This is a genomic window from Gammaproteobacteria bacterium, assembly GCA_003696665.1.
GTDB lineage: Bacteria > Pseudomonadota > Gammaproteobacteria > Enterobacterales.
The window spans coordinates 1-3,256 of sequence record RFGJ01000538.1 but is presented as its reverse complement, the minus strand read 5'-3'; the positions used below and the strand labels follow the sequence as shown (position 1 = coordinate 3,256).

The 3,256-nt window shown below is 50.0% G+C and carries 1 protein-coding gene; it reads right to left on the bottom strand.

Annotated features, from left to right (window positions below; genetic code table 11):
- Nucleotides 1-3,256: DUF11 domain-containing protein (locus D6694_13260; protein RMH37515.1), on the bottom strand; the 3,256-nt coding region annotated here is incomplete at both ends.

Genomic DNA, 3,256 nt, shown 5'->3' with positions numbered 1-3,256 from the left:
GGTGAAACGGGGTTCCCCATCGAGGTCTTGTTCAAGGGAGAGCACGACACCGTTATCTCCGGCGTCAATGGCCGCCGATTGCGCCTGGAGGTGCAAATCACCGTAATCGTCATCAGGCGTTCCCCAGGTTCCATCCGGGCCGGGGTCGGGGGTTTTAACGAAAGCGGGGTCTGCATCGATGTTGCCGCCGGCGTCCAAACCTAAAGTAGAATCCCAATTGCCGTTGACATAGGCACCTTGTATCAGAGTATGACGGAATTCTGGTACAGTGCCGCTGGCATTGGCAATTTGTGATGGATTGGTCAAACCCTGCCCATAGGTATTGCCCCAAAAGATACCGTTGGCAATTTTTGGGGTACTGTTGCCTTGATTATACATTCCTCCACCGAGGTAGTCGGCGTGATTGTTTGCAAAAGTGATGTTCGCAAGCGTTGGAGTGCCACCATTGTTCAATATACCACCGCCTTTGTCACTGGCCTTATTGCCAACGAAGAGTACATTACTCAGAACCAAATTCCCCTGGTTGTTATATATCCCGCCACCCAAATTCGCCTGATTGCCGCAAAAACGGGTGTTCTCAATCCAAAACGTATCATTCTCTGAGTACAATCCCCCGCCTTGAATCTGCGCGATATTACCACAAAAGACGGTGCCCACCAGGGTTGGCGTACTATTGGCGTTATACATCCCAGCACCATGAAGAGCGTAGTTCCCCATAAACGAGATACGTTTCAATTGCAACTGGCTTTCGCCAGTATTGCGCAACCCCCCTCCATAAGTATGCCCAACTCCGTCTGCCTGACCGCCAGTGACAAAAAAGCCATCCAACAAGGTAATGTCTCGCAGGCTGCTGGCCGTGAGTACGTGGTAACTATTTCCTCCACGTATCCGACTGGCATGGGTTACAACACCCCGTGCATCCACGATATCATTACCATCTATATCACCACTTAACACGGTAGGGTGAATGCCAGGGTCTCGGTGGACAAAGATAGAGCCTCCCGCCGGGAATCCACCATAGATTTCGACACCATCGACCAATTGGAAAGTCGCGAGTCTATCGGTGATGACTGTGGTGGGCTTATAGACCCCTTCGGCAACCCAAATCTGCACACCAGGATGTGCCCGCCCCAAAGCAAATTGTAAATCCGTGTAAGCGTCAGCCCAAGATGTTCCATCACTATTGCCAGTTGCAGATGCATCTACATAAATAATTTCATGGATATATAACGGCGTGTCGCTGCGGTTGTCCTGCGGGGCAGGGTCGGGTTGACTGGCAGTAATAACCGCCGTGCTCCAGAGCGTTTCCCCCCCATTTAAAGCGGTGGTGACAATGCCGGTAAGTGTAATGACCCCCTGGGTACCCATTGGTACGTCCGCTACTTGCCAGGCATAACTCGGAAAACCAGCGGTTTGAGTCATTGGCAGCGTACTGGTGATGCCCGTAATCGTTACGCTTAACGGAACGGTATTAGTAAGAATGACGCCTGTAGCCGTAACCGGTCCGACATTGTAAATGGTTATCAGATATCGGACACGCTGTCCCGGGCCAGCGTGCTGAGGAGTGACAGTCTGTGCAAGACTGATGAACGGTTGCGTTTCATACGCGCCGATATCTACAACTCGGTCGGGAACCAGAGTGGATGTAATACCGGTATCCGGCACAGTGAGGATATCCGTAAAGCGGGCATTCCCGGCAGCATCGAAAGGTAACGGCTCGGCTGTATCGCCATCTCCATCCAAATCCTGAACATCGGCGGGAAGCGCGTTGTTATCCCCAGAATCAATAGCGGGGGAATCCACCTGCAGGCGCAAATCACCGTAATCATCGTCGGCTGTTCCCAAAAAAGTATCCGGGCCAGGGTTGGGGTCACGCAAAAAACGGGGATTGGCATCCAGATTGCCGCCGCCATCTATTCCCAGAGAAATATCCCAGTTGGAGCCACTACCACCTGAACCTTGGATATCTGATGACTGAATCACTACCAAGTCGGGTAGATAGCCTATTATCTGTTGGTTAGACAATGAGTCATCGCTTGACGTGTTGTGCCAGAAGAGGGCGTTGCTGATATAAACGGTCCCATAGTTTGTGTTCGTATACATGATGCCGCCCCCGTGCCCGCCAGCCGCGTTGTTGACAACAGTGGCATTAGTTAGCACATGGGTGCCAAGACCGAATAACACTCCTCCTCCATCACTCTGAGCTACGTTGTTATTAAAAACTACGTTAGTTAATGTGGACGTATTCGTATCATCGAATAATCCCCCAGGTCCACTACCCGAGGTGTTGGCAAAAAATGTCACATTTTTTAGGTCAAGCGGCCCATTATATGCACACATACCACCTGAAGCGGTAGCGGCTGAATTATACATCAACACAGTGTTTACTAAAGTTGCTTCTCCATAGCTTGATATACCTCCATCCTGGTCGGCCGAATTATGTGTAATGATGGCGTTATCTAGGAGGATGCTACTACCCAAACCCACGCGTATGCCCCCTCCGGCTACTCTGGCCGAATTGTTGTTGAAAGTCACGTTAGTTAATGTGGATGAATTTTGATTGTACATTCCCCCTCCATAGTCCGCCTGGTTATTGCTAAAAGTTGCATCTGTGAGCTCTAAAGATTCTCCGGATATGTGAAGCCCCCCTCCCTGGTTCCCAGCCGAGTTACTATCAAAATACACATGGCTTAAATAAACCGTATTTCTAGTTCCGCGAGACGTCACGAACATCCCCCCTCCATTGAATTCAGCGGCATTACCCCGAAAATATACCTCTGTCTGTACAACATCACATTCATCACAATACAGGCCGCCTCCATCACCACCACCAGCATCATTGTCGCTGAAAACCACATTAGATAACACGATTTGTCCCCCATGTTGGTACACACCACCAGCACCACCGCCAGCTATATTCCTATTAAAGGTGACATTTGTCAGTGTGAGACCATTATTATCAAAGCTCCAAATTCCACCAGCATTATCCGCTTTATTACTTTGCAATAAGATATTGGTTAGAACGATATTAGTACTACTATTCACAATATACACTCCGCCTCCGAATTCATCATCATTCCGCCAATCTCCATCCGCCTGCCCGCCGCTAATGACAAACCCATCTACCAGGGTAGGTACGCTTAAATACTTTCCTCTAACCACATGATAACTGTTGCCACCTACAATTTGCCCCGCGTTTTCGGCCGGGACGGCGAGGTCGTTGTTGTCGATATCCCCGCTGAGGACGGTGGGGTGG